Genomic DNA, 21,537 nt, shown 5'->3' on the forward strand with positions numbered 1-21,537 from the left:
CCTCCTTTCTGACCATCGTCCCCCTCCGGACCAGCCGGAGGGGGACGATGGTCTCCAGATCAACCGTTCCGAACATACTGAAACGCAAGGAAGAAACCCATGTCCCTCAAGATCCGTCTCGCCCGTGGTGGCGCCAAGAAGCGTCCCTATTACCGCATCGTCATCGCCGACGCCCGCTCGCCCCGCGACGGCCGCTTCATCGAGAAGATCGGCACCTTCAACCCGCTGCTGGCCAAGGATGCCGAGAACCGCGTGGTGCTCGACGCCGAGAAGGCCAAGGCGTGGCTCGAGAAGGGCGCCCAGCCCACCGATCGCGTGGCCCGCTTCCTCGACGCCGCCGGCCTCATGAAGCGCGATGCCAAGAGCAACCCCAAGAAGGGCGAGCCCGGCGAGAAGGCCAAGGAGCGCGCCAAGGAGAAGGCCGCCAAGGCCGCCGCCGGCACCGAGGACGCGGCCGCCGAGTGAGGCCCGCCGTCATCGCGCGCGTTTGGGACAAGGGGGCGCTTTGCGCCCCCTTTTCTTTGGTTTCGCCGTCGCAACCGTTCCGAGCGCGGCCCCTGCCCTTCCCATCCGCCCCGGGCGGAGCATCTGGAGTGGGATCCGGTCAACTTGATCGACGCATCGCCCTCTAACGCCAGGATGGAGAAGGCGTTTTCCGATCGGCTTGCGATGCGGGCCGATCGGCGCGTGCCCGAGACGGGAACCCCAGGCTCGGGCGCGGCGGCGTGCGTGGTTCCACACGGACGCCGACGGGTCTAGAGAGAAGGGCGCAACCTGATTCCTTGAAGCCCTTTCCTGCCCCCGGAGCGCCGCATGTCCGAACCCGTCACCCTCTCGTTCGCCAGGCTCACCGCCGCCCCCAAGGGCGTGCTGATCGTGCTCACCGACGAGAGCCTCGCCTTCGGCACGCAGACCCAGAAGCTGCTCAAGGGCGCGGACCGGGCCGTGACCCGCGCCTTCGACGCCGAGCGCTTCAAGGGCAAGGCCTGGAGCAGCCTCGATCTGCTCGCCCCCGCCGGCCTCGATGCGCCGCGCCTGGTGGTGATCTCGCTGGGCAAGGCCGGTGAGCTGAAGGCGTCCGATTTCCTCAAGCTCGGCGGCCTCGTCGCCGGCAAGATCCCCTCTTCCGCCCGCGAGGCGACGGTGGTGCTCGATCTGCCCGGCACCAAGGTGGCGCCGGAGGCGGCGGCCGAGGTCGCCCTCGGCATCCGCCTGCGCCGCTACACCTTCGACCGCTACAAGACCAAGAAGAAGGACGAGGCCGAGCATGGCCCCCTCGCCGTCACCCTGCTGGTGTCCGACGAGGCCGCCACCAAGCGCACCTTCGCCGCCCGCGAGGCGGTGGGCGACGGCGTGCTGCTCGCCCGCGACCTGGTGAACGAGCCCGCCAACGTGCTCGACCCGCCGGAATTCGCCCGCCGCGCCGAGGAGCACCTCTCCGGCGTCGGCGTGGAGGTGGAAGTGCTGGACGACGAGGCCCTCGCCCGCGCCGGCATGCGGGCGCTGCTGGGCGTCGGCCAGGGCTCCATCAAGGAAAGCCGCGTGGTGGTGATGCGCTGGAACGGCGGCCCCAAGGACGAGGCCCCGGTGGCCTTCATCGGCAAGGGCGTCACCTTCGACACCGGCGGCATCTCCATCAAGCCCGCCGCCGGCATGGAGGACATGAAGGGCGACATGGGCGGCGCCGCCTGCGTCACCGGCCTCATGTATGCGCTGGCCGCCCGCAAGGCGAAGGTGAACGCGGTGGGGCTCATCGGCCTGGTGGAGAACATGCCCGACGGCGCCGCCCAGCGCCCCGGCGACATCGTCGCCTCGCTCTCCGGCCAGACCATCGAGATCATCAACACCGACGCCGAGGGCCGGCTCGTGCTGTGCGACGTGCTCTGGTACGCCAAGGAGCGCTTCAAGCCCAAGTTCATGATCGACCTCGCCACCCTCACCGGGGCCATCCTGGTGGCGCTGGGGTCGGAATATGCCGGGCTGTTCTCCAACGACGACACCCTGTCCGAGCGCCTCGCCAAGGCCGGCCAGGAGACCGGGGAGCGGGTGTGGCGCATGCCGCTCGGCCCGGAATACGACAAGCTCATCGATTCGAAGTTCGCCGACATGAAGAACACCGGCGGCCGCCACGCCGGCTCCATCACCGCCGCCCAGTTCCTCCAGCGCTTCGTCGAGAAGACCCCGTGGGCGCATCTGGACGTGGCCGGAACCGCCATGTCCTCGCCCGCGAGCGACATCAACAAGAGCTGGGGCTCGGGCTGGGGCGTGCGCCTGCTCGACCAGCTGGTGAAGGACAATTACGAGGGGTGAGGCGGCAAGCCTTCCCTTCCCGCCGTCGCCCTCCGGCTTGACCGGAGGGCCTTCGGCCGGCGCTGACGCCGGAGGACGACGGCGGTGGGGCGTTTGGATGGGGTTATTCGGCCGGCCCGGTGTGCGGCGGGTGCTTCGGCTCGGTCAGGCGCACGGCGGCATACCCCATCGCGATCACCACGAGGGGCAGCACCACATATGCGTAGAGCCAGAGGCCGGTCATATCAGTCGTCCAAGCACGCTTCTTGCCATGAAGTGTAGCACGGCGGCCGCGGCCAGCCAAAAGACACTCCCCAGGGCGACGAGGAGTCCATGGGACATGGCGCCGGCCGCTCCCAATCCGTAGAGCGACGCCACGGCCGGTCCCAGAGCGCCCACCGTCAGGCAGGCGGTGGAGGCACGGTCGAGGGCATTGGCCGTCAGCTTGGTGCGCTCGTTGTGGATCAGGCTCATGGGGCGGCATATGGAAGTCCGTCCCGTACCGGTCAAGCCACGGCACGACGGCAGCGCAGGGCGCGACGCGATGCGGACCGTCGTGCTAACCTGCGCTCGCCCATGACCGAAATCCTCTTCTACCACCTGGAGCGCCAGCCCCTCGAAGCGGTGCTGCCGACGCTCATCGAGAAGTCGCTGGAGCGCGGGTGGCGGTGCGTGGTGCAGTGCGGCTCGGTGGAGCGGCGCGACGCGCTCGATGCGCATCTGTGGACCTATTCGGAGGCGTCCTTCCTGCCGCACGGCACGGAAGCCCAGCCCTTGCCCGAGCGCCAGCCGGTGCTCATCGCCACCTCCGAGACCAACCCCAACGCCGCGCAGATCCGCTTCCTGGTCGACGCGGTGCCGCTTGCCGACCCCGCGCCCTATACGCGGGTGGTGCACCTGTTCGACGGGCGGGACGACGAGCAGGTGGCCCAGGCCCGCGAGCGCTGGCGCGAAGCCAAGGCCGCCGCGGCGTCGCAGGGCCACACCCTCACCTACTGGCAGCAGGACGAGAACGGCCGCTGGGTGCGCAAGGCCTAGCGCGGATCGCCATTCAGATCGACCGGCGCTCCCTCCACGTCGTCATGGCCGGGCTTGTCCCGGCCATGACGACGGTGGAAGAAAAACGCGGACACGGACTGTCGATCGGTCCTGGTGGACCAAGCGCCCTACGCCCGCGGTCGGCGGAAGGCCTTCAGCAGGAAGGTGAGGACCGGCAGCACCAGGTTGGGCACCGCGGCGAACGAGGCGAACTGGGTCAGGCCCGAGGACGTGGCCTTGAGGTCGGCCGAGACCGCATCCAGCGCCGACTGGTTCACCTGGTTGGCGAGGCCGAGCTCGCGCGAGGGCTTCAGGTTGGCGCCGACGAGCGCGACGACCAGCGCCAGCACCAGCCCGCCGCCGCCCACCACCACCGCGGCCCACATGGGCCCCAGCGACTGCTCCAGGGCGAGGAACAGCGCCACCCCCAGCATCACCACGCCGAAGCTCGCCACCAGGGCCGCGAAGGCGAACAGCCCGGCCCGCGCCGCCACGTGGCGCAGATGGATTTCCGCGATGATGATGTTGGTGCGCAGCAGGATGCGCAGGTTCCGCACAAGCTGGTCGAAATTCATCTTCCGTCCCTTCCTGCGCCCACGACGACCGGGCGCAGCAGCGAACCCATGACCACTCCGACCAGAAACGAGGCCGCCACCCACGCCATGGGGTTCAGCCGCACGGCGCGGCGGACGGTTTTCTCCCCCGCCTCGACCGCCGAACGGACCGCGTCCGGCGCATCCGTCTCCATGGCCGCCTTCAGCGCCGCGTTGGAAAGTTCCGACTGGAGCCCCAGCAATTCCCCGTGCCGATCGTCGCCCATGGCGCCTCCGCAAAGCCCACCACATGCGCGCCGGCAAGAGGGAACCCGCACGGTCTCGCTGTCAAGCCGAAGACGCGCATATGGTTTCACGGCGGGATCCGCAACGACAACGGCGGGGCGCCACGTTTGATCCCGAGAGGAGGCCGCGGGCTTGGCCGCGGGCTTGGCGGCGGGCTTGGCGGCGGGAATGGCGGCGGGGCTTGACCGGGCCCGGCGCTCGCGCGTTTCCCGTTTCACGCAAGCGGCGAAGCGTCCCTATGTCTTTGCGTGATCGCGTTTTCTGCACGCGAACCGGTCTCCACTTCGCTCGAAAACGCTCTAGGATGCGGGCCTTGCCCTTCCCTCCCCCACCCGGTCCGATCCATGCCCCGCACCATCGATTACTATTTCTCCTGCGTCAGCCCGTGGACCTTCCTTGGCCATGCCCCCTTCATGGACGCGGCGCGGCGACATGGCGCGAAGGTCGCGCCCCATCCGGTCAACCTCGGCCCGATCTTCGCGGAAACGGGCGGGTTGCCGCTGCCGAAGCGGGCGCCGCAGCGCCAGCGTTACCGGCTGGTGGAGCTGCAGCGCTGGGGCGTGAAGCGCGGCGTCGCATTCCACGTCCATCCCGCATTCTGGCCGTTCGACGGCGCCCTTGCCGACCGCACCATCATCGCCGCGCTTCTGGCGGGCCATCCGGTGGACGCCCTCCTGCCGCGCATCTTCTCCGGCGTGTGGCAGCGGCAGGAGAATCTCGGCGCCCCCGAGGTGATCGCGGCGATCGCCGAGGAGGTCGGGCTGCCCGGCGCCGCGCTGGTGGCCGAGGCGCAAGGCGAGGCGGCGGAGAAAGCCTATATCGAGAACCGCGAGCGCGCGGTGGCCGCCGACGTGTTCGGCGCGCCGTCCTACGTGCTCGACGGGGAGGTGTTCTGGGGCCAGGACCGCATCGACCTCCTGGACGACGCCCTCTCCAGCGGCCGCCCGCCGTTCCGGCCGGTGTGACCGCAGGGCTTCGCCCCCTTCCGGCCCGGATCGTTCGGCATATGTCTTGACCTTGGGGCGGCGCGGTGGGATCCGCGCCGCACGTTCGGAGGCGATCATGTTCCGCTCGGCCGCACACCTTCGTTTCCTCGCGCCCAGGCTTGCCCCGCCCAGGTTTGCCCCGCCCAGGTTTGCCCTGCCCGCGCTTGCCCTGTGCCCGCTGCTTCTCGCCGTCGCGGGTCCCGCCGCCGCGCAGGGGCCGGTGCCGGCCGAGACCACGGCGCCGCGCTTCTCCTTCGCACCGGTCGATGGCGGGGCGCTGAAGCTCGACCGGGAGACCGGACGCGTCTCCCTCTGCGCCAAGGGGCCCACGGGCTTCGCCTGCGAGGCGGTGCCGGACACGCGGGACGCCTACGAGGCCGAGATCGCACGCCTCCAGTCGGAGCTCGACAGGCTGCGCCGCGCCGACGCGCGTCCGCTGCCGCCGCCGCTGCCGCCGCCGCTGCCGCCGGGGACGCTGCCGCCGCCCGCCGCGACGCCGCCCGGCCCCGACACCATGGACCTCGACCGGGCGCTCGCTTATGCCGAGCGCTTCTACCGACGCCTCAAGAGCATGATCGACGAATTGCGCGCCCCCAGCGGACAGGAGCGGATGTGAGCCGGCGCGGGTTCAGAAGTCGCTCAGGAAGGTGTCGATGCGCTTCAGGGCCTGGTCGGTGAGGCTGCCGGGGAAGCCGATGAAGACGTGGCAGCCGCCGGGATAGACATCGAGCGCTGCCCCGTTGCCGGCGGCCATCCAGGCGCCGGCCATGAACAGCGTGTCGTCGAGCAGCGCGTCGCGCGTGCCCACGCTGAACAGCGCCTTCGGCAGGCCCTTGAGGTTGCCGAGCAGCGGCGAGACATCCGGGTCGTCCACCTTGCCCTCGAGCCTGAGATAATTGTTCACGAAGAAGGTGATGTCGCGGGTGTTGAGCACCAGCGGCAGGTCGCCCCAATTGCGGGCGGACGGGGTGAGGCGCAGGTCGTAGCAGCCCGCCGTCAGCACCGCCGCCGAGAACGGGCTGAGCAGGTGGCGGTCCCGCAGGCGCGCCAGGGTGGCCACCGCGAGCGTGGCCCCGCCCGATTCCCCGCCGATGGCGAAGCGATCCGTACCGAAGCGCGCCCGGCCTTCCTTCACCAGCCACAGGGCCGCCGCCTCGCAATCGTCGGGCGCGGCGGGATAGGGCACTTCGGGCGCGAGCGCATAGTCCACGGAAACCACGGCCAGCCCGCAATTGGCGGCGATGCGGTCGAGCAGCGATTCGTTCTCGCGCGCCGAGCCGAGGGTCCAGCCGCCGCCATGGATGTGGAGATAGACCCCCCTGGGGGCGCCGTCCGGCATGTAGATGCGCACCGGCACCGGGCCGCGCGGGCCTGGAATGGTCTCCGCGCGCGCCCGCGGGCTTTCCGGCGCCAGCGGGAACACGCCCTTGCCGGCGGCGCGCGCGGCGCGGATCTCCGGCAGCGGCACCGCCCAGCGGTCGGGGATCGCCTGAAGCGCCTTGACGATGGCATCGTTCACCATGCGCGTGTCGACGGCGACGGCGGCATCGGTGAAAACGGCGGCATCGAGAACCAGCTTCGACATGGACGGCACCTTTGACCGGATGGGACGTTGCGCGGCGGGATGCAGGCGGGCGGGCCCGGAAACCGGCAAGCGGGCGGGCCGGAAAACTGGTACGTGCCCGCGGTGCCGCATGCAAGCCGGCGCGAAGGAGCTTGAGAGATGGCACGCCTCACCCGCAGCCCGGCGACGAGCGTGGACGAGATCCGCCACGCCCAGGCCCGCCTCGCCGTGGACACCCCCGGCGAGGGATTCACCGAGATCACCGCCGAGGCCGCCGCGTTCCTCCAGGAGATCGGCGCGCGCACCGGCGTGCTCACCGTCCTGTGCCGGCACACCTCGGCCTCCCTGACGATCCAGGAGAACGCCGACCCGGACGTGCGCACCGACCTCCTCACCGCGCTGCGCGGCCTCGCCCCGCGCGATTTTGGCTGGGTGCACGATACCGAGGGGCCGGACGACATGCCGGCGCACGTGCGCACCATGCTCACGGACACCAGCCTCTCCATCCCGGTCAGCCAGGGCCGGATGGCGCTGGGCACGTGGCAGGGCCTCTATCTGGTGGAGCATCGGGCAAGGCCCCACCGCCGCGAGGTTGTGCTGGCTTTCACCGGCGCGACCGGGCATATGACCTGATCTGCTTGTCACGGCTTCGCCATGGAAGGATGATCGGGACGTACGATTCGCCACGAACCGTTCGCCCACAAGGTCGGATGGAAAGAAGCCGCTCGGGGGAGGAAAAGCATTGGGAGAAGACGCCGGGAGCGCCCTGCACCTCGTCATCGCCGACGACCACCCCCTGTTCCGCGGCGCCCTCCGGGAAGCGGTCCTGGGCCGCCACGCGGATGCCGCGATCGAGGAAGTCGGCACCTTCGACGACCTCACCGCGCTGCTCGAGCGCGATACGGATTTCGACCTGATCCTGCTCGACCTCACCATGCCCGGCGCCCGGGGCTTCTCCGGCCTCATCTATCTGCGCGCGCAATACACCGCGATCCCGGTGGTGGTGGTCTCGGGCAACGAGGAGCCGGCGGTGATCCGCCGCTGCCTCGACCTCGGCGCCTCCGGCTTCATTCCCAAGACCATGGGCGTCGGCCACATGCGCGATGCCGTCGCCGGCGTGCTGAAGGGCGACACCTTCGTGCCGCCGGACATCAGCCTCACCACCAAGGCGGACGTGGAGACCGACGCCATCATCGCCCGCCTCGCCACCCTCACGCCGCAGCAGGTGCGGGTGCTGATGATGCTGTCCGAGGGCCGGCTCAACAAGCAGATCGCCTATGAGCTCAGCGTGTCCGAGGCGACTGTGAAGGCCCATGTCTCGGCCATCCTGCAGAAGCTCGGGGTGGAGAGCCGCACCCAGGCCGTGATCGCCGTGTCCAAGGTGGAATCCGGCCTGTGGAGCCAGCACCAGGCGTGAGCCGCCGCGTCTGGCCGGGGCACGGATCCGCCATGGTAGGGGCCCATTCACCGGTCGCGGCGGATAAGGGCTGATCCGCCCGGCGCGCCCGGGAGAACGGCAGAAGGACCACCATGACCGACGAAACCCTGCGCCCGTCCGAAGACGCCGCTCCGGCCCGTCGCTCCCTGTGGGATGCCATCGTCGTCTACACGCGTCCGAGCGTGCTGGTGGTGATCCTGCTCGGCTTCTCGTCGGGCCTGCCCCTCGCGCTCACCGGCACCACCCTTTCCGTGTGGATGACCGAGGTGGGCGTCAGCCTCGGCAGCATCGGCCTGTTTTCCCTGGTGGGGCTGCCCTACACGCTGAAGTTCCTGTGGGCGCCCCTGGTGGACGCCCTCGACGTGCCGGTGCTGTCGCGCCTGCTCGGGCGGCGGCGCGGCTGGCTGCTGGCGACGCAGATCGCGCTCATGGCCGCCATCGCCTTCCTCGGCACCCAGGACCCCTTGGCCGCGCCGGTGATGGTGGTGCTCGGCGCCCTGGCGGTGGCGACCATCTCGGCGACGCAGGACATCGTGGTGGACGCGTTTCGCGTGGAGCGGCTCGACACCAGCGAGCAGGCCGCCGGCATGGCCGGCTACGTCGCCGCCTATCGCATCGGCATGCTGGTCTCGGGGGCGGGCGTCATCGCCATCGTCGCCTATCTCGAGCATCTCGACGTGCCGAAGGCAAGCACCTGGTTCTGGGGCTATCTGTGCGCCGCCGCCTTCGTGGTGGTGGGCATGATCGCGACCTTCACGGCGCGCGAGCCGCAGGCGCCCGCACGGGAGGAAGGCGCCGGCGCCTTGGCCCGGGTGGTCTCCACCGCGGTGGGTGCGTTCAGCGAGTTCCTCTCGCGGGAACAGGCGCTCACCATCCTTTTGTTCGTGCTGCTCTACAAGTTCTGCGACGCCTTCGCCGGCGTCCTGACGGCGCCGTTCGTCATCTCCATCGGCTTCGACAAGGCCACCTACGCCGCCATCGTGAAGGGCGTCGGCCTGGCCGCCGCCCTTGCGGGCGGGTTCGCCGGCGGGTTCGTCGCCCGCTACTTCCCGCTGGTGACCTGCCTGTGGATCGGCGGCATCCTGCAGATGCTGTCCAACCTCGCCTTCACCGCGCAGGCGATCATCGGCGTCAACGTGGCGGCGCTCACCGCCACCATCGTGGTGGAGAATTTCACCGGCGCCATCGGCACGGTGATTTTCGTGGCCTACCTCTCGGCCCTGTGCGGGGTGCGGGCGCACACCGCCACCCAATATGCCCTGCTCACCGCGCTGACCGCCGTGGGGCGCACCTTCCTCGCCTCGGGCGGCGGCTTCGTCGCCGAGGCGACGGGCTGGCCGGTGTTCTTCATCATCACCGTCCTCACCGGCCTGCCGGGGCTGGTGCTGCTGGCCTGGCTGCAGATGAAGGGCCATTTCCGCACCCTGGCGCGGGAAAACGTCGACGGCTGAGCGTCGTCCGCCGGCATCGCCCAAATGGCCGGCCGGGCGGGGGTTTTCTTAGCGCCGTCGCCCAGCCTGCTGGGCGAAATTCCCCTAGCCCCGTCGCCCAGCCTGCTGGGCGAAATTCCGCTAGCGGCGTCGCCCAGCCTGCTGGGCGACCTGGAGCACCGTGCGCTCGCAGATGGAGGCGGCGAGGGCGGCGTTGCGGCGGGCGGCGAGAACGGCGTCGTCCACCGCGATCAGCGCCCTCAGGCAGCGGTCGGGATCGAGGCCGCGCAAGGCCTTCTCCAGCTTCGGCTTGCGCGAGAAATGCACCTGCGGCCGGGCGGAATTGACCACCTGCTCGGGGCTCGATCCGCCGGCCACCGCGAGCGTCATCTGGTGCACGGCGGAAAGCGCGCGCAGGAGCGCGCCGAGCACCGCGTCCGGCCGCGTCGCCGCGCCGAACGCCTTGGCGAGGGCGGCGACCGCCTCCCGCGTTTCCCCGGCCAGGGCCGCATCCACCACGTCGTCCAAGGCGAGCGCGGAGGCGTCGCCGACGATGAGGCGCACGTCCTCGGCGGTGACCCGCTGCTGCCCCTGGGCATAAAGCGCGAGCTTGGCGATCTCCCCGCGCGAGGCGAGGCGGTCACCGCCGATGAGGGAGACGAGAAGCTCGCGCGCGTCCCGGTCGATGCCGAGGCCGGCTTCGGCCATCATCGTGTCCACGAGGCGCGCGAGGTCGCGCTCGGTATCCGCGTAGCAGGCGATGGCGAGGGCGTTGGGAGCGTTCTCGCACAGGGCGCGCAGCGGGGCGCCCTTCTTCAGGTCGCCCGCCTCCACCACCACCAGCGCGTCGCAGGGTCCGGCGAGCACCGGCTGGAGGGCGGGGACGATGTTGCGGCTGCCGGCGCGCAGCCACACCACCCGCTCGCCGCCGAACAGGCCGATGGTGGAGGTCTCGTCGATCAGGCGGCGCGGGTCGGAGGCGACATCCTCGCCCTCGAGGCGCACCAGGGCGAAGGGATCATGGGCGTCGGGCACGGCCCGGCGCACCAGCGCCTCGGCGCGCTCGCGCACGAGGCCCGTATCCGGCCCGTAGATGAGGATGACACTCTTGCCGCGATCGCGCCGGGCGAGCGCCGCCTCGGCGTCGCCGGGCCGCACCGCGACCATCGGCTCAGCTTCCGGAGCCGGGCGTGTTCGCCGTGCGGATGAAATAGGCGGTGAGCTGGGCCTTGATCTGGTCCGCCACGCTGCGCGCGGCGCGCTTCTCCGCGTCGATGCCGGCGCTGTAGTTGGCGAAGCGCTGGTCGCTGGTGTCGATGGTGGCGGTTCCGGAGGCGGACCCCTCGGTAACGGTCTTCTTCTTCTCGTCGCCGGCCTTCACCAAGCGCCAGTTGGCGGTCACCCGGATGATCTGGTTCTCCGGCAGGCCGGAAGCCGAGTTGAGGAGCGCGGTGGAGGTGGAGGTATCCACCGAGATGATCATCTGCAGCGGGGCGCCCTTGGGATTGCCGTCGCCGCCGTTGAGCGCATAGATCAGGTCGTTGCGCAGCTCGTTGCCGACCCGGCCCTGGACCTGGATGATCTCCACGTCTCGGTACTTGTCGAGCAAAGCGGGGCCGCCTACCGTCGAGTTGTCCGCATAGAGCGGCTGGAAGCAGCCGGCGAGCGCGCCGGAAAGCGCGCACACCAGCGCCAGCCGCGCCAGCAGCGGCGCGGGGCGCGAAACCAGGAACGAGGGATCAGGCAACGACATTCACGATCCTCTGCGGCACCACGATGATACGCTTCGGCGCGCGTCCGTCGAGTGCCCTTTGGACACTTTCGAGTTTCAGCACCGCCGCTTCCACTTCCGCGGCCGTGGCTTCACGCGGGACGACGATATCGTCGCGCTTCTTGCCATTGATCTGGATCGGAAGTGTGACCGTGTCCTGGCGCAGCAGGGCGGCGTCCACCGCCGGCCACGCCGCCTCGGCCACGAGGCTCCCGTGGCCCAGCGCCACCCAGCATTCCTCGGCCAGATGCGGCGTCATGGGCGCGATCACGCCCACCACCATTTTCGCCGCCTCGCGCAGGGCGAAGGCCATGTCGTCCGGCACCGCCTGCGCCGCCCGCGCCGCCGCGACCGCGGTGCCGAAGGCATTGGCGAATTCGTGCACATGGGCGACCGCCACGTTGAAGCGCAGCCGCTCGATATCCTCGGCGACCGTCGCCGCCAGGCCGTGGGTGGCCCGTCGCAGGCCGAGGGCCGCCTCGGAAAACGCCGCCGGGCGGGGCGCGCCCGGGGCGGCGCCGAGCTCCACCGCCTCGTGCACCAGGCGCCAGATGCGCTGCACGAAGCGCCAGGCGCCCTCGATGCCGCCCTGCGTCCATTCGCTGTCGCGCTCGGGCGGGGTGTCGGAGAGCATGAACCAGCGGGCGCAGTCCACGCCGTAGGTATCCGCCACCACCTCGGGGGCGACCACGTTGCGCTTGGACTTGGACATTTTCTCCGGCGGGGAGATGACCACGTCCGAGCCGTCGGCGATCTTCACCGCCCGTCCGTTGCCGAGGATTTTGACCTCCTCCGGGAACAGCCACTTGCCGTCCTGGTCCTTGTAGGTCTCGTGGACGATCATGCCCTGGGTGAACAGGCCGGCGAACGGCTCCTCCAGGTCGACGCGCCCGCAGGCCTTCAGCGCCCGGGTGAAGAAGCGCGAATAGAGCAGGTGCAAAATGGCGTGCTCGATGCCGCCGATATACTGGTCCACCGGCAGCCAGTGGGCCACCGCCGCCTTGTCCAGCGGCTTGTCCACGTTGTCCGAGGCATAGCGCAGGAAGTACCAGGACGAATCCACGAAGGTGTCCATGGTGTCCGTCTCGCGCCGCGCGGGCTTGCCGCATTTGGGGCACGGCACGTCGCGCCAGGCCCTGGCCCGGTCCAGCGGGTTGCCGGGACGGTCGAAGGTCACGTCGTCGGGCAGCTCCACCGGCAGCTGGTCGCGGGGCACGCCCACGGGGCCGCAGCTGTCGCAATGGATCACCGGGATGGGGCAGCCCCAGTAGCGCTGGCGCGAGATGCCCCAGTCGCGCAGGCGGAAATTCACCCGCCGCGTGCCCTGCGGCTGGTCGCCGACGCGGAAGCGCTCCAGCTGGCGGGCCACCGCCTCCTTGGCCTCCGGCACGCTCATGCCATCGAGGAAGCCCGAGTTGAACAGGGTGCCGTCCCCGTCATAAGCCACGTCGCCGACGCTGAACGCGCCGGGATCGGTCTCCGGCGGCAGCACCACCGGGGTGACCGTGAGGCCGTACTTGCGGGCGAAGTCGAGGTCGCGCTGGTCGTGGGCCGGGCAGCCGAAGATGGCGCCGGTGCCGTAGTCCATGAGCACGAAGTTGGCCACGTAGACCGGCACGGTGCGCTTGTCGTCCAGCGGATGGACCACCTCCAGGCCGGTATCCCAGCCCTTCTTCTCCTGGGTCTCGATCTCCTCGGCCGAGGTGCCGCCACGCTTGCACTCGGCGATGAAGTCGGCGACGCGCGGATCCGCCTGCCCCAGGTGCTGCGCCAGCGGATGGTCCGGCGAGAGCGCGAGGAAGGACGCGCCGAACAGGGTGTCCGGCCGCGTGGTGTAGACCTTCAGCGCCTTGGCGCCGGCCGGCAGCCTGCCGCCGGCGTGGGAAGCCTTCGAGAACTCGAACAGCACCTCCATGCCTTCCGAGCGGCCGATCCAGTTGCGCTGCATCAGGCGCACCTTGTCCGGCCAGCGGTCGAGCGTGTCGAGGGCGTCGAGCAGGTCCTGGGCGAAGTGGGTGATGCGCAGGAACCACTGGCTGAGCTTGCGCCGCTCCACGATGGCGCCCGAGCGCCAGCCGCGCCCGTCGATCACCTGCTCGTTGGCGAGCACGGTGTTGTCCACCGGGTCCCAGTTGACCTCGCTCTCCTTGCGATAGGCGAGGCCCGCCTCCAGGAAGTCGAGGAAGATGCGCTGCTGCTCCACGTAATAGGACGGGTCGCAGGTGGCGATCTCGCGATTCCAGTCGAGGGACAGGCCGAGCAGCTGGAGCTGCTCGCGCATGGAGGCGATGTTCTCGTAGGTCCAGCTCTTGGGATGGATGCCGCGCTCGATGGCGGCGTTCTCCGCCGGCAGGCCGAAGGCGTCCCAGCCCATGGGATGGAGCACGTTGAAGCCCTGCATGCGCTTGTAGCGCGCGAGCACGTCGCCCATCACATAGTTGCGGCCATGGCCGATATGGATGCGCCCCGAGGGATAGGGGAACATCTCCATGACGAAGAATTTCGGGCGCGGATCGTCGTTGCGCGTGCGGAAGATGCCGCGCTCGGCCCAGGTCTTCTGCCACCTGGGTTCGGCTTCACGGGCATTATAGCGGTCTTGCGCACGCTCAGGGGCGCGCTCCGGCGTGCGATCTTGGGTCATGGATCCGTCAGGGGTCAAAACGCGCCGGACTAGGACAGAAACGCGCCCTCGGGTCAACCTTCGGCTCGCCGGGAGAGTGCCTCCGATGGAAGAGGGGCCCGGCCGCGGCGCCCTCCCCGCCCCATGACCGCGACGGCCGGACCGGCTCCGGACGGCGAAAGCCGTCGCCCCGGGCGCCCCGCCGCCACGGGTTTCGCGTGCCGCGCGGTCCAAGGGACGGAGGTGGGGACGGACGTGGGGACGGACGTGAGGGCGAATTTGGTGGCGGGAAAACCCCACGCCGGCCGCGGTCGTCGCTTGAGCGGCGCCGGGTCTTGCCATGGGCAGCCCCATCGTCCATCAAACCCGAGTGGCAAATGGGAGTGGGCAATGGCAGCGCTGCGTCGCGGAATGGTCTTGGTTCTCGGTTCCGCAGCCACACTTGCCCTTCCCCTTCTTGCCGCCGTCCCCGCCTTCGCGGCGGAGGGCCTGCCGGTGCTCGACGGGGCGAGGCTCTCGCCGCTCTGGGCCATCCCCTTCGTGGGCATGCTGCTGTCCATCGCGCTCTTCCCGCTGCTCGCCAGTCATTTCTGGCACCACCATTACGGCAAGGTGGCGCTGTTCTGGGGGCTGGCCTTCGTCATCCCCTTCGCCGCGACCTACGGCGCGTCGGCGACGACGCACGAGGTGGTGCACACCGCGCTGCTCGAATACATCCCGTTCATCATCCTGCTGTTCGCCCTGTTCACGGTGTCCGGCGGCATCCTCATCACCGGCAACCTGAAGGGAACGCCGTCGGTGAACACGGCGCTCCTCGGCATCGGCACGCTGATCGCGAGCCTCATCGGCACCACCGGCGCCTCCATGGTGCTTATCCGCCCGCTGCTGCGCGCCAATGACGATCGCCACCACAACGTCCACACGGTGGTGTTCTTCATCTTCCTGGTGTCGAACATCGGCGGCTCGCTGACCCCCCTCGGCGACCCGCCGCTGTTCCTGGGCTTCCTCAAGGGGGTGAACTTCTTCTGGACCACCACCCACCTGCTGCACGACACGGCGGTGATCGCGGCCATCCTGCTTGTCGCCTACTACCTGCTGGACCGCTATTTCTACGGCAAGGAGCCGCCGCGGCTGCAGCCGGACCGGACCCCCGAGACGTCCGAGGGGATCGGCCTGCGCGGCGCCCAGAACGTGCCCCTGCTCGGCGGCATCATCGGCGCCATCCTCCTCAGCGCCCTGTGGAAGCCCGGCATTTCCTACGACATCTACGGCACCCGCGTGGAGCTGCAGTGGATCATCCGCGACGTGCTGCTCGTGGTCTTCGCCTTCGTCTCCCTCGTCATCACCCCCAAGCTGGTGCGCGAGCGCAACGGCTTCGACTGGGAGCCGATCCGCGAGGTGGCCAAGCTGTTCGCCGCCATCTTCCTCACCATCATACCGGTCATCGCCATCCTGAAGGCCGGCTCGCGCGGCGCCTTCTCGCCGCTGGTGGAGCTGGTCACGGGGCCGGACGGGCAACCGGTGAACGTCTGGTATTTCTGGCTCACCGGCGCGCTGTCCGCCTTCCTCGACAACGCGCCCACCTATCTCGTCTTCTTCAACCTCGCCGGCGGCAACCCGCACCAGCTCATGGGGCCGCTGGCGGTGACGCTGGAAGCGATCTCGGCCGGCGCGGTCTTCATGGGGGCGCTGACCTATATCGGCAACGCGCCGAACTTCATGGTCCTGTCCATCGCCCGCCACCGCGGCGTGAAGATGCCGAGCTTCTTCGGCTACATGCTGTGGTCGTTCGGCTTCCTCCTGCCGTGCTTCGCGCTGCTGACGGTGCTCTACTTCATCTGACGCGGGCGGGACCCGAAGCCGGCCGCGGCCGGCTTCGGGTCCCGCCGGGGCGACTCCAGGCCTATTCTCCCGCGAGACGCAGGGGCGCGCGCACCGCCGCCTCCGCCCGCCGCAGGCGGTCCTCCGCCGCGGCGATGTAGGCGCGGGTCAGCGGCACCGCCTCCTGCCGGCGGGCGAGCTGGATCTGGAACACGTTCAGCCCCTGGTGGCGGAACGCCATCTCGCTGGCGGCGAGGTAGAATTCCCACATGCGGCAGAAGCGCTCGTCGGTGAGCCGCGCCGCCTCCTCCCAGCGGGCGCGGAAGCGCTGGCGCCAGGCCTTGAGCGTCTGCGCATAGTGCAGCCGCAGCAGCTCCACGTCGGTGACGACGAGCCCCGCCCGCTCGATGTGCGGCAGCACCTCGGACAGGGCCGGGATGTAGCCGCCGGGGAAGATATACTTGGCGATGAAGGGATTGGTCACCCCCGGCGGATCGGCGCGGCCGATGGCGTGCAGCAGCATCACCCCGTCCTCCTTCAGCAGGCTTTTCGCCTTGCGGAAGAAGGCGCCGAAATGGTCCACCCCCACATGCTCGAACATGCCCACCGACACGATGCGGTCGAACGGGCCCGCCACGTCGCGATAATCGCGCAGCTCGAAGTTCACCCGCTCGGCGAGGCCGCGCTCGGCGGCGCGGGTGCGGGAAAGGGCCAGTTGCTCCCGGGAGAGGGTGACGCCGGACACCTTCGCCCCCGCCATCTCGGCGAGGTAGAGGCCGAGCCCGCCCCAGCCGGAGCCGATGTCGAGCACGTCCAGGCCCTCGCGCTCCAGCACCAGCTTGGCGGCGATGTGCCGCTTCTTGGCCAGCTGGGCGTCGTCCAGGCTTTGCCCCTCATGCTCGAAATAGGCGCAGCTGTACTGCCGGTCGTCATCGAGGAAGAGGGAATAGAGCCGCCCGTCGATGTCGTAATGATGCGCGACGTTGCGCTGCGCCCGGTCCCGCGGATTGAACTGGGCGATCCGCCGCGACAGCCGGCGCGCGAGGTACAAGAGCTTCGCCGGCACCGTGGGGTTGATCGCGAGCGGCTGGGACATGACCAGGTCGAGGAAGTCGGCGATGCTCCCCTGCTCCATCACCAGCGTGCCGTTCATGTAGGCCTCGCCGAGCTTCAGCTCCGGGTCGAGGCAGATGCCGCGCTCGGCCGCCGGGCAGGTGATTCGCACGGCCACCGGTGGTTTGCCCGGCGGGGCCGTTCCCAGGCGCAGGGTTCGACCCGATGCGGTCGTCAACGTCAACGCGCCACGCACAATCACACGTCGCAGGACACTTTCCAGCAACCGCTCCATCGGCCGCCTCCGTCAATCGTCAGTGCAGAACCTTTCTCTCCGCTCCCGGCCCGGAGCGCCCGTTCGCCGGACAAAGCGCATGGCGCGCCATGGCCCCGCTCGCGTGACAACGCTCCAGATCGGCTTCGGTTCACCCGCCCCTCGGGACCCGACACCGTGCGCCAGGATGGCCGCAACAGGTTTCATGAAACCACCAAGCCCGTGGTGCCGCAATATTGGAGGCGCGCGGGCACGCTTTCATCTTGGTCACGTGGGCGCGAGTGGGCGAAAAAGTCGTGCGGAAACGCAAAAACGGCGCCCCGGCCTGGCCGGGACGCCGCTTCTTACCTAACGGAATGCACCCTCCGACTGGCGGAGGGAGAAGAGAACCTCAGCCCTCGGAGCCTTCCTCGGCCTCGAGCTCGGCGGCGATCTCGGCGCGCTCGATGGCGAGCTCGGCCTCGATCTCCGCATCCTCGTCGCGGGCGGTGCGCACGTCCTCGCCGCGGGCCTGACGCTCGGCCTCGTCGGCGTTGCGGGCGACATTGACCTTCACGGTCACTTCCACTTCCGGGTGGAGCGTCACCGGCACGATGTGCACGCCCAGCGTCTTGATCGGGTGGTTGAGGACGACCTGCTGGCGATCGATGGTGAAGCCGGCCGCGGTGAGGCCGTCGGCGATGTCACGGGTGGAGACCGAGCCGTACAGCTGGCCGCTCTCGCCCGCCTGGCGGATCATCGCCACGCTCTGGCCGGCGAGCTTCTCGGCCACCGCCTCGGCGTCCTTGCGGCGCTCCAGGTTGCGGGCCTCAAGCTCGATCTTCATGGTGTCGAAGCGGTCCTTGTTCGCCTTGGTGGCGCGCAGGGCCTTGCCGTTCGGCAGCAGGAAGTTGCGGGCGTAGCCGTCGCGCACCTTCACCACTTCGCCCATCTGGCCGAGCTTGGCGACGCGCTCGAGAAGAATGATTTCCATTTTCGTTTCTCCTGTCTCGTGTTCGGTTGAATTCTCTAGGATCGGGAACGGGTCAGCGATCGTTGGCGGCGGGCGGGGCGGCGCCGCTGCTCATCCGGGCGCGAAAATCGAACATGCCGTCGACGAAGCCGAGCACCGCCATGGCGATGACCGGCCAGCCGAGCACGGCCGCCGTGAGCCAGAGCCCGGCGAGGATGACGAGGCGCGCCGAATGGCCCCTTGTGACGGCGTGCACCACGGCGAAGCCGGCTAGGGCGTAGGCGCACACGAGGGTCGCCGCCGCCGCCGAGGCGGACAGGCCGATCATGGCGCCGGCCATGCTGACGCCCACCGCCACCGCCAGCGCCAGCGACGTGGCCGGCGGCACGCGCAGCGCCGCCAGGGCCGGCCAGGGACGCTTGAGGCGGCCGGAGACCAGCGCCGCCCGGGCGGCGAGATAGAGGCACAGCAGTTGCGCCATCATGCCCATCACCGCCGCCAGCCCCGGCAGGAGGCCGGCGATGAGCGCCCCGAAGGCCGCCGGATCGACGCCGGCGAGGCCCTCGGCGGGGGCTCCCTGGCCCGCCACCAGCGCCTCGAAGGTGGCGATGACGGCAGCGCGATAGCCGTCATAGCCGCCCGGCATGGAGGCCAGCGCCACGGTGACCGCGATGGTGGAGAAGGCGGCGGCCAGCAGCACCAGCCCGCCCACCGGGAACCAGACCAGCCCGTCGCGGGCGGCCGGATCGGGCCGGGCGAGCATGGCGGCGTAGGACAGGCCGAAGGCCGGTCCGCCGAGCCCGAGGAGATAGGTGAGGAGGAAGGTGCCGCCGAACACCAGCGCGATCCCGGCCCCCGCCAGCCCCACCGCGAGAAGCGCGGCCAGCGGCGAGAAGGCGATGCCGGCGATCATCACCGGAAGGGGCGACAGGTAGAAAAGCGGGACGGCCAGGATCGATCCCGCCGCGGCACCGGCGGCAAGAAGGGCGGAGGCCGCACCGGCGGCCACGGCGATGATCAGGATCGGTCCCATCGACAAGCTGTCCCGCTGGCGCGGTTAGAGGCGGGTCTGAAGCCCGCCCCAGCTGACGCCCCGGGATCTGCTGCCCGCGGCGCGTCGGCCTAGAAGAAGACGCCCTCCCCGGCGGGGAGGGCGGATGACATCAGCGGATCACGAAGGGCAGCAGGCCCAGGAACCGCGCGCGCTTGATGGCGGCGGAGAGGTCGCGCTGCTTCTTGGCGGAAACCGCCGTGATGCGCGAGGGGACGATCTTGCCGCGCTCGGAGATGTAGCGCTGCAGGAGCCGCACGTCCTTGTAGTCGATCTTCGGCGCGTTGGGGCCGGAGAAGGGGCAGGTCTTGCGACGACGGAAGAAGGGGCGGCGCTGACCGCCGCCACCGCCGGCAGCACCACCGGACTGAGCGAACGCCATCAGACTTCCTCCTCGCCGTGGGTTTCTTCAGTCGGGCGCGGACGGCGCGGGCGGTCCTCGCGGCCACCGAAGCCGCGGTCGCCACGATCACCCCGGTCGCCGCGGTCACCACGCTCGCCGCGATCGTCGCGGTCGCGCTTCTGCAGCATGGCCGAGGGGGTCTCCTCGTGCTCTTCCACGCGCAGGGTGAGGATGCGCAGCACGTCCTCGTCGATGCGCTGCTGGCGCTCCAGCTCCTGCACCGCCGCCGCGGGGGCGGTGATGTTCATGAGCGTGAAGTGGGCCTTGCGGTTCTTGTTGATGCGATAGGTGAGGGACTTGACGCCCCAATACTCGGTCTTGCCGACCGAGCCGCCATTCGCCTCGATGACACCCTTGAACCGGGTGGTGAGTTCCTCGACCTGCTGCGCCGTCACGTCCTGGCGCGCGAGGAACACGTGCTCGTAAAGCGGCATGTGTTCATGTGCCTTTCGTTTTCACTTCCGCCCACCGGCGCCAAGCCCTTCTTGCCTTGAAAGGCGCGAAGCTCGGAAGGCGGGGACACGGGACGACGGGCACTGGCCCTGCCCTTCCCTGTCGAGGCGGTGAATCGCCCGGGCACGAAAGAACCGTCCGTTCAGCCCCCGGCCGGGTGCGACGGAAGCGGGGCGTATAGCAGAATTTCCGGGGAAGGCAAGGTTCAAGCGGGCCGGCGGGCCCGGAAGGCTCAGGCCGGCTCCGTCATCGCCGTGACGCTGTAAACGTTTCCGGCGGAATCACAGGGGGTCCGCGCACCGACCTGCCGGCCGTCCCCGAAGGGACCGGAGCGCACCTCGGTGCCGTCCTTGCGGAACCCCTCCCAATACGATCGCCGGTCGGGGCATCGTCGAGGGCCCGGCCGGTGGTCCAGATGCGCTCCGCCTGAAGGCGCTGCTCAGAACAGGCCGACGCTGGCCGGCGGACGCGGCGCCGCCGGCTTCGGCGCGGCGGCGGGCTTCACCCCGCCCGCGGCGCCGGGCTTCGCCGCGGCAGGCTTCGCCGCCGTGGAAGCGGACGCCGCCGGCTTCGGCTTCTTCTTCACCGGCGGGGTGTTCAGCGCCACCTTCGGCTCCGGCATCGCCTTGTTCATGGCGATGAGCTGCGACACCGTCACGAACTTGTAGCCCTTGGCGAGGAGGTCATCGAACACCTTCGGCATGGCATCCACCGTGGTGGGATGGATGTCGTGGACGAGGATGATCGCGCCCGAATGGACCCGCGAGACGATCCGGTCGTGGACCACCTGCGCATTGCGGTCCTTCCAGTCCAGCGGGTCCACGGACCAGTAGATGAAGGTCGAGCCGAACTTCTCCCGCAGGTGGGCGCGCAGGGTCGCGGTCATGGCGCCGTAGGGCGGGCGCACATAGGCCGGCGCCTTGCCGGTGAGCTGCTCGATGACGGCATTGGTGTCGGCGATCTGCTTGTCGGCCGCGGCCACCGGGATCTTCGGCAGCTGCGGGTGATCCCACGAATGGTTCGCCACCTCGTGCCCCTGGGCGGCCATCTGCTTGATGATCGCCGGCGCGGCGACCGCGCGGCTGCCCAGCACGAAGAAGGTGGCCTTGATGCCGCGCGCCTCCAGCATCTTCAGCAGGCGCGGCGTCGTCTCCGGGTTGGGGCCGTCGTCGAAGGTGATGGCGATGTAGGGTCCGTCGACGAAGGCCGAGGAATAGGCGACGAGATGCTGCGGCGAGGTGGTGGCGGATGACGCAGCCGACACCGACGTCGACACGACAGGCCCCGACATGGCCGATGTCGGGGGGGTGGTCGGGGTTGCCTCCGCCGTCGTCTGGGCGGTCGCATATCCGCCGCCGGGCGTCATGGTCACCAGGGGCCTGGCGGCGGGCGCCACCGGCTGGAGGGCCTGGCCGGCGACCGGCGAAAGACCCGCAAGGCCCACGGCGACAAATGCAAGAAATCCCCAGGAAGCCTTCACGGCGAACCACTTTCCATGTCTGATCCGGGCCAGCATTACCCGGATTCGGTCACACCCGTCGCATCACTTTCGCCC

At 69.8% G+C, this 21,537-nt stretch carries 22 protein-coding genes; 9 read left to right on the forward strand and 13 right to left on the reverse strand.

Annotated elements, in window-relative coordinates; genetic code table 11:
* Positions 1 to 99 precede the first annotated feature (99 nt).
* Both rpsP and EZH22_RS26520 read left to right on the forward strand, forming a co-directional pair.
* Positions 100 to 465 (forward strand): 30S ribosomal protein S16, encoded by a 366-nt coding sequence (rpsP, locus tag EZH22_RS26515; protein ID WP_203193355.1) that lies wholly within the window; start codon positions 100 to 102, stop codon positions 463 to 465.
* A gap of 348 nt (positions 466 to 813) precedes the next feature.
* The gene (locus EZH22_RS26520; RefSeq protein WP_203193356.1) at positions 814 to 2,310 is read left to right on the forward strand and encodes a leucyl aminopeptidase; all 1,497 of its coding nucleotides are present in this window, start codon (positions 814 to 816) and stop codon (positions 2,308 to 2,310) included.
* Positions 2,311 to 2,529: 219 nt separating this feature from the next.
* Here the strand turns inward: EZH22_RS26520 and EZH22_RS26525 are convergent, their stop codons facing one another.
* Positions 2,530 to 2,763, reverse strand: a complete 234-nt coding sequence (locus tag EZH22_RS26525; RefSeq protein ID WP_203193357.1) for a hypothetical protein — start codon at positions 2,761 to 2,763, stop codon at positions 2,530 to 2,532.
* Positions 2,764 to 2,865: 102 nt separating this feature from the next.
* Between EZH22_RS26525 and EZH22_RS26530 the strand changes: the two genes are divergently transcribed.
* Complete coding sequence (locus tag EZH22_RS26530) at positions 2,866 to 3,327, forward strand: DNA polymerase III subunit chi (RefSeq protein ID WP_203193358.1); 462 nt, start codon at positions 2,866 to 2,868, stop codon at positions 3,325 to 3,327.
* Between the two features lie 128 nt (positions 3,328 to 3,455).
* On the opposite strand, the gene EZH22_RS26535 is transcribed toward EZH22_RS26530, so the two are convergent.
* A complete protein-coding gene (locus tag EZH22_RS26535) occupies positions 3,456 to 3,902 on the reverse strand; it encodes a phage holin family protein (RefSeq protein WP_203193359.1) in 447 nt (148 codons plus the stop codon).
* Positions 3,899 to 4,147: a hypothetical protein gene (locus tag EZH22_RS26540; protein ID WP_203193360.1), complete on the reverse strand. Its 249-nt coding sequence runs from the start codon at positions 4,145 to 4,147 to the stop codon at positions 3,899 to 3,901. Before EZH22_RS26540 ends, EZH22_RS26535 begins: the two co-directional genes overlap by 4 nt.
* 363 nt (positions 4,148 to 4,510) lie before the next feature.
* Here EZH22_RS26540 and EZH22_RS26545 point away from each other — a divergent pair, with 363 nt between their 5' ends.
* Together EZH22_RS26545 and EZH22_RS26550 are read left to right on the forward strand one after the other, a co-directional pair.
* Complete coding sequence (locus EZH22_RS26545) at positions 4,511 to 5,131, forward strand: 2-hydroxychromene-2-carboxylate isomerase (protein WP_203193361.1); 621 nt, start codon at positions 4,511 to 4,513, stop codon at positions 5,129 to 5,131.
* 97 nt (positions 5,132 to 5,228) lie between these two features.
* Positions 5,229 to 5,768 carry a hypothetical protein gene (locus EZH22_RS26550; protein WP_203193362.1) on the forward strand — a complete coding sequence of 180 codons (540 nt, stop codon included), beginning with the start codon at positions 5,229 to 5,231 and terminating at the stop codon, positions 5,766 to 5,768.
* Positions 5,769 to 5,780: 12 nt separating this feature from the next.
* Here EZH22_RS26550 and EZH22_RS26555 read toward each other — a convergent pair whose 3' ends face one another.
* Entirely contained in the window at positions 5,781 to 6,737 is a 957-nt protein-coding gene (locus EZH22_RS26555) for an alpha/beta hydrolase (protein ID WP_203193363.1), read from the reverse strand.
* Between the two features lie 138 nt (positions 6,738 to 6,875).
* Here EZH22_RS26555 and EZH22_RS26560 point away from each other — a divergent pair, with 138 nt between their 5' ends.
* The 3 genes from EZH22_RS26560 to EZH22_RS26570 all read left to right on the forward strand — a co-directional run bounded on the left by EZH22_RS26560 (position 6,876) and on the right by EZH22_RS26570 (position 9,605).
* A complete protein-coding gene (locus EZH22_RS26560; protein WP_203193364.1) occupies positions 6,876 to 7,349 on the forward strand; it encodes a secondary thiamine-phosphate synthase enzyme YjbQ in 474 nt (157 codons plus the stop codon).
* Positions 7,350 to 7,458: 109 nt separating this feature from the next.
* Positions 7,459 to 8,133: a response regulator transcription factor gene (locus EZH22_RS26565; protein ID WP_203193365.1), complete on the forward strand. Its 675-nt coding sequence runs from the start codon at positions 7,459 to 7,461 to the stop codon at positions 8,131 to 8,133.
* 113 nt (positions 8,134 to 8,246) lie between these two features.
* On the forward strand, positions 8,247 to 9,605 hold the full coding sequence (locus tag EZH22_RS26570) for an AmpG family muropeptide MFS transporter (RefSeq protein WP_203193366.1): 1,359 nt from the start codon (positions 8,247 to 8,249) through the stop codon (positions 9,603 to 9,605).
* Positions 9,606 to 9,725: 120 nt separating this feature from the next.
* Here the strand turns inward: EZH22_RS26570 and holA are convergent, their stop codons facing one another.
* Genes holA through leuS form a run of 3 tightly spaced genes read right to left on the reverse strand, consistent with a single transcriptional unit; the run spans position 9,726 to position 13,996 of the window.
* Entirely contained in the window at positions 9,726 to 10,751 is a 1,026-nt protein-coding gene (gene holA / locus EZH22_RS26575; protein ID WP_203193367.1) for a DNA polymerase III subunit delta, read from the reverse strand.
* 4 nt (positions 10,752 to 10,755) lie between these two features.
* Complete coding sequence (gene lptE, locus EZH22_RS26580) at positions 10,756 to 11,337, reverse strand: LPS assembly lipoprotein LptE (RefSeq protein WP_203193368.1); 582 nt, start codon at positions 11,335 to 11,337, stop codon at positions 10,756 to 10,758.
* Positions 11,324 to 13,996, reverse strand: a complete 2,673-nt coding sequence (leuS, locus tag EZH22_RS26585) for a leucine--tRNA ligase (protein WP_203193369.1) — start codon at positions 13,994 to 13,996, stop codon at positions 11,324 to 11,326. The genes lptE and leuS overlap by 14 nt, the downstream gene beginning before the upstream one ends.
* A gap of 369 nt (positions 13,997 to 14,365) precedes the next feature.
* Between leuS and EZH22_RS26590 the strand changes: the two genes are divergently transcribed.
* Positions 14,366 to 15,817, forward strand: coding sequence for a sodium:proton antiporter (locus EZH22_RS26590; protein WP_203193370.1), 1,452 nt, complete (start codon positions 14,366 to 14,368; stop codon positions 15,815 to 15,817).
* 61 nt (positions 15,818 to 15,878) lie between these two features.
* Here EZH22_RS26590 and EZH22_RS26595 read toward each other — a convergent pair whose 3' ends face one another.
* The 6 genes from EZH22_RS26595 to EZH22_RS26620 all read right to left on the reverse strand — a co-directional run bounded on the left by EZH22_RS26595 (position 15,879) and on the right by EZH22_RS26620 (position 21,462).
* A complete protein-coding gene (locus EZH22_RS26595) occupies positions 15,879 to 17,144 on the reverse strand; it encodes an SAM-dependent methyltransferase (RefSeq protein WP_203193371.1) in 1,266 nt (421 codons plus the stop codon).
* A gap of 370 nt (positions 17,145 to 17,514) precedes the next feature.
* Complete coding sequence (rplI, locus tag EZH22_RS26600) at positions 17,515 to 18,096, reverse strand: 50S ribosomal protein L9 (RefSeq protein WP_203193372.1); 582 nt, start codon at positions 18,094 to 18,096, stop codon at positions 17,515 to 17,517.
* 52 nt (positions 18,097 to 18,148) lie between these two features.
* The gene (locus EZH22_RS26605) at positions 18,149 to 19,108 is read right to left on the reverse strand and encodes a DUF2232 domain-containing protein (protein ID WP_203193373.1); all 960 of its coding nucleotides are present in this window, start codon (positions 19,106 to 19,108) and stop codon (positions 18,149 to 18,151) included.
* A gap of 130 nt (positions 19,109 to 19,238) precedes the next feature.
* Complete coding sequence (rpsR, locus tag EZH22_RS26610; RefSeq protein WP_203193374.1) at positions 19,239 to 19,508, reverse strand: 30S ribosomal protein S18; 270 nt, start codon at positions 19,506 to 19,508, stop codon at positions 19,239 to 19,241.
* Positions 19,508 to 19,963 (reverse strand): 30S ribosomal protein S6, encoded by a 456-nt coding sequence (gene rpsF / locus EZH22_RS26615; RefSeq protein WP_203193375.1) that lies wholly within the window; start codon positions 19,961 to 19,963, stop codon positions 19,508 to 19,510. Before rpsF ends, rpsR begins: the two co-directional genes overlap by 1 nt.
* Before the next feature lie 458 nt (positions 19,964 to 20,421).
* A complete protein-coding gene (locus EZH22_RS26620) occupies positions 20,422 to 21,462 on the reverse strand; it encodes a polysaccharide deacetylase family protein (protein ID WP_203193376.1) in 1,041 nt (346 codons plus the stop codon).
* Positions 21,463 to 21,537: the final 75 nt, after the last annotated feature.

The sequence above is a fragment of the Xanthobacter dioxanivorans genome (assembly GCF_016807805.1).
GTDB lineage: Bacteria > Pseudomonadota > Alphaproteobacteria > Rhizobiales > Xanthobacteraceae > Xanthobacter > Xanthobacter dioxanivorans.

What these genes read in the sequence shown, in the direction of transcription:
- rpsR (WP_203193374.1), bottom strand. Translation starts at nt 19,508, where the DNA reads ATGGCGTTCGCTCAGTCCGGTGGTGCTGCCGGCGGTGGCGGCGGTCAG.
- EZH22_RS26560 (WP_203193364.1), top strand. Translation starts at nt 6,876, where the DNA reads ATGGCACGCCTCACCCGCAGCCCGGCGACGAGCGTGGACGAGATCCGC.
- EZH22_RS26520 (WP_203193356.1), top strand. Translation starts at nt 814, where the DNA reads ATGTCCGAACCCGTCACCCTCTCGTTCGCCAGGCTCACCGCCGCCCCC.
- EZH22_RS26545 (WP_203193361.1), top strand. Translation starts at nt 4,511, where the DNA reads ATGCCCCGCACCATCGATTACTATTTCTCCTGCGTCAGCCCGTGGACC.
- holA (WP_203193367.1), bottom strand. Translation starts at nt 10,751, where the DNA reads ATGGTCGCGGTGCGGCCCGGCGACGCCGAGGCGGCGCTCGCCCGGCGC.
- EZH22_RS26595 (WP_203193371.1), bottom strand. Translation starts at nt 17,144, where the DNA reads ATGGAGCGGTTGCTGGAAAGTGTCCTGCGACGTGTGATTGTGCGTGGC.
- EZH22_RS26605 (WP_203193373.1), bottom strand. Translation starts at nt 19,108, where the DNA reads ATGGGACCGATCCTGATCATCGCCGTGGCCGCCGGTGCGGCCTCCGCC.
- EZH22_RS26530 (WP_203193358.1), top strand. Translation starts at nt 2,866, where the DNA reads ATGACCGAAATCCTCTTCTACCACCTGGAGCGCCAGCCCCTCGAAGCG.
- EZH22_RS26525 (WP_203193357.1), bottom strand. Translation starts at nt 2,763, where the DNA reads ATGAGCCTGATCCACAACGAGCGCACCAAGCTGACGGCCAATGCCCTC.
- lptE (WP_203193368.1), bottom strand. Translation starts at nt 11,337, where the DNA reads ATGTCGTTGCCTGATCCCTCGTTCCTGGTTTCGCGCCCCGCGCCGCTG.
- EZH22_RS26555 (WP_203193363.1), bottom strand. Translation starts at nt 6,737, where the DNA reads ATGTCGAAGCTGGTTCTCGATGCCGCCGTTTTCACCGATGCCGCCGTC.
- EZH22_RS26590 (WP_203193370.1), top strand. Translation starts at nt 14,366, where the DNA reads ATGGCAGCGCTGCGTCGCGGAATGGTCTTGGTTCTCGGTTCCGCAGCC.
- rplI (WP_203193372.1), bottom strand. Translation starts at nt 18,096, where the DNA reads ATGGAAATCATTCTTCTCGAGCGCGTCGCCAAGCTCGGCCAGATGGGC.
- rpsF (WP_203193375.1), bottom strand. Translation starts at nt 19,963, where the DNA reads ATGCCGCTTTACGAGCACGTGTTCCTCGCGCGCCAGGACGTGACGGCG.
- leuS (WP_203193369.1), bottom strand. Translation starts at nt 13,996, where the DNA reads ATGACCCAAGATCGCACGCCGGAGCGCGCCCCTGAGCGTGCGCAAGAC.
- EZH22_RS26540 (WP_203193360.1), bottom strand. Translation starts at nt 4,147, where the DNA reads ATGGGCGACGATCGGCACGGGGAATTGCTGGGGCTCCAGTCGGAACTT.
- EZH22_RS26570 (WP_203193366.1), top strand. Translation starts at nt 8,247, where the DNA reads ATGACCGACGAAACCCTGCGCCCGTCCGAAGACGCCGCTCCGGCCCGT.
- EZH22_RS26535 (WP_203193359.1), bottom strand. Translation starts at nt 3,902, where the DNA reads ATGAATTTCGACCAGCTTGTGCGGAACCTGCGCATCCTGCTGCGCACC.
- rpsP (WP_203193355.1), top strand. Translation starts at nt 100, where the DNA reads ATGTCCCTCAAGATCCGTCTCGCCCGTGGTGGCGCCAAGAAGCGTCCC.
- EZH22_RS26550 (WP_203193362.1), top strand. Translation starts at nt 5,229, where the DNA reads ATGTTCCGCTCGGCCGCACACCTTCGTTTCCTCGCGCCCAGGCTTGCC.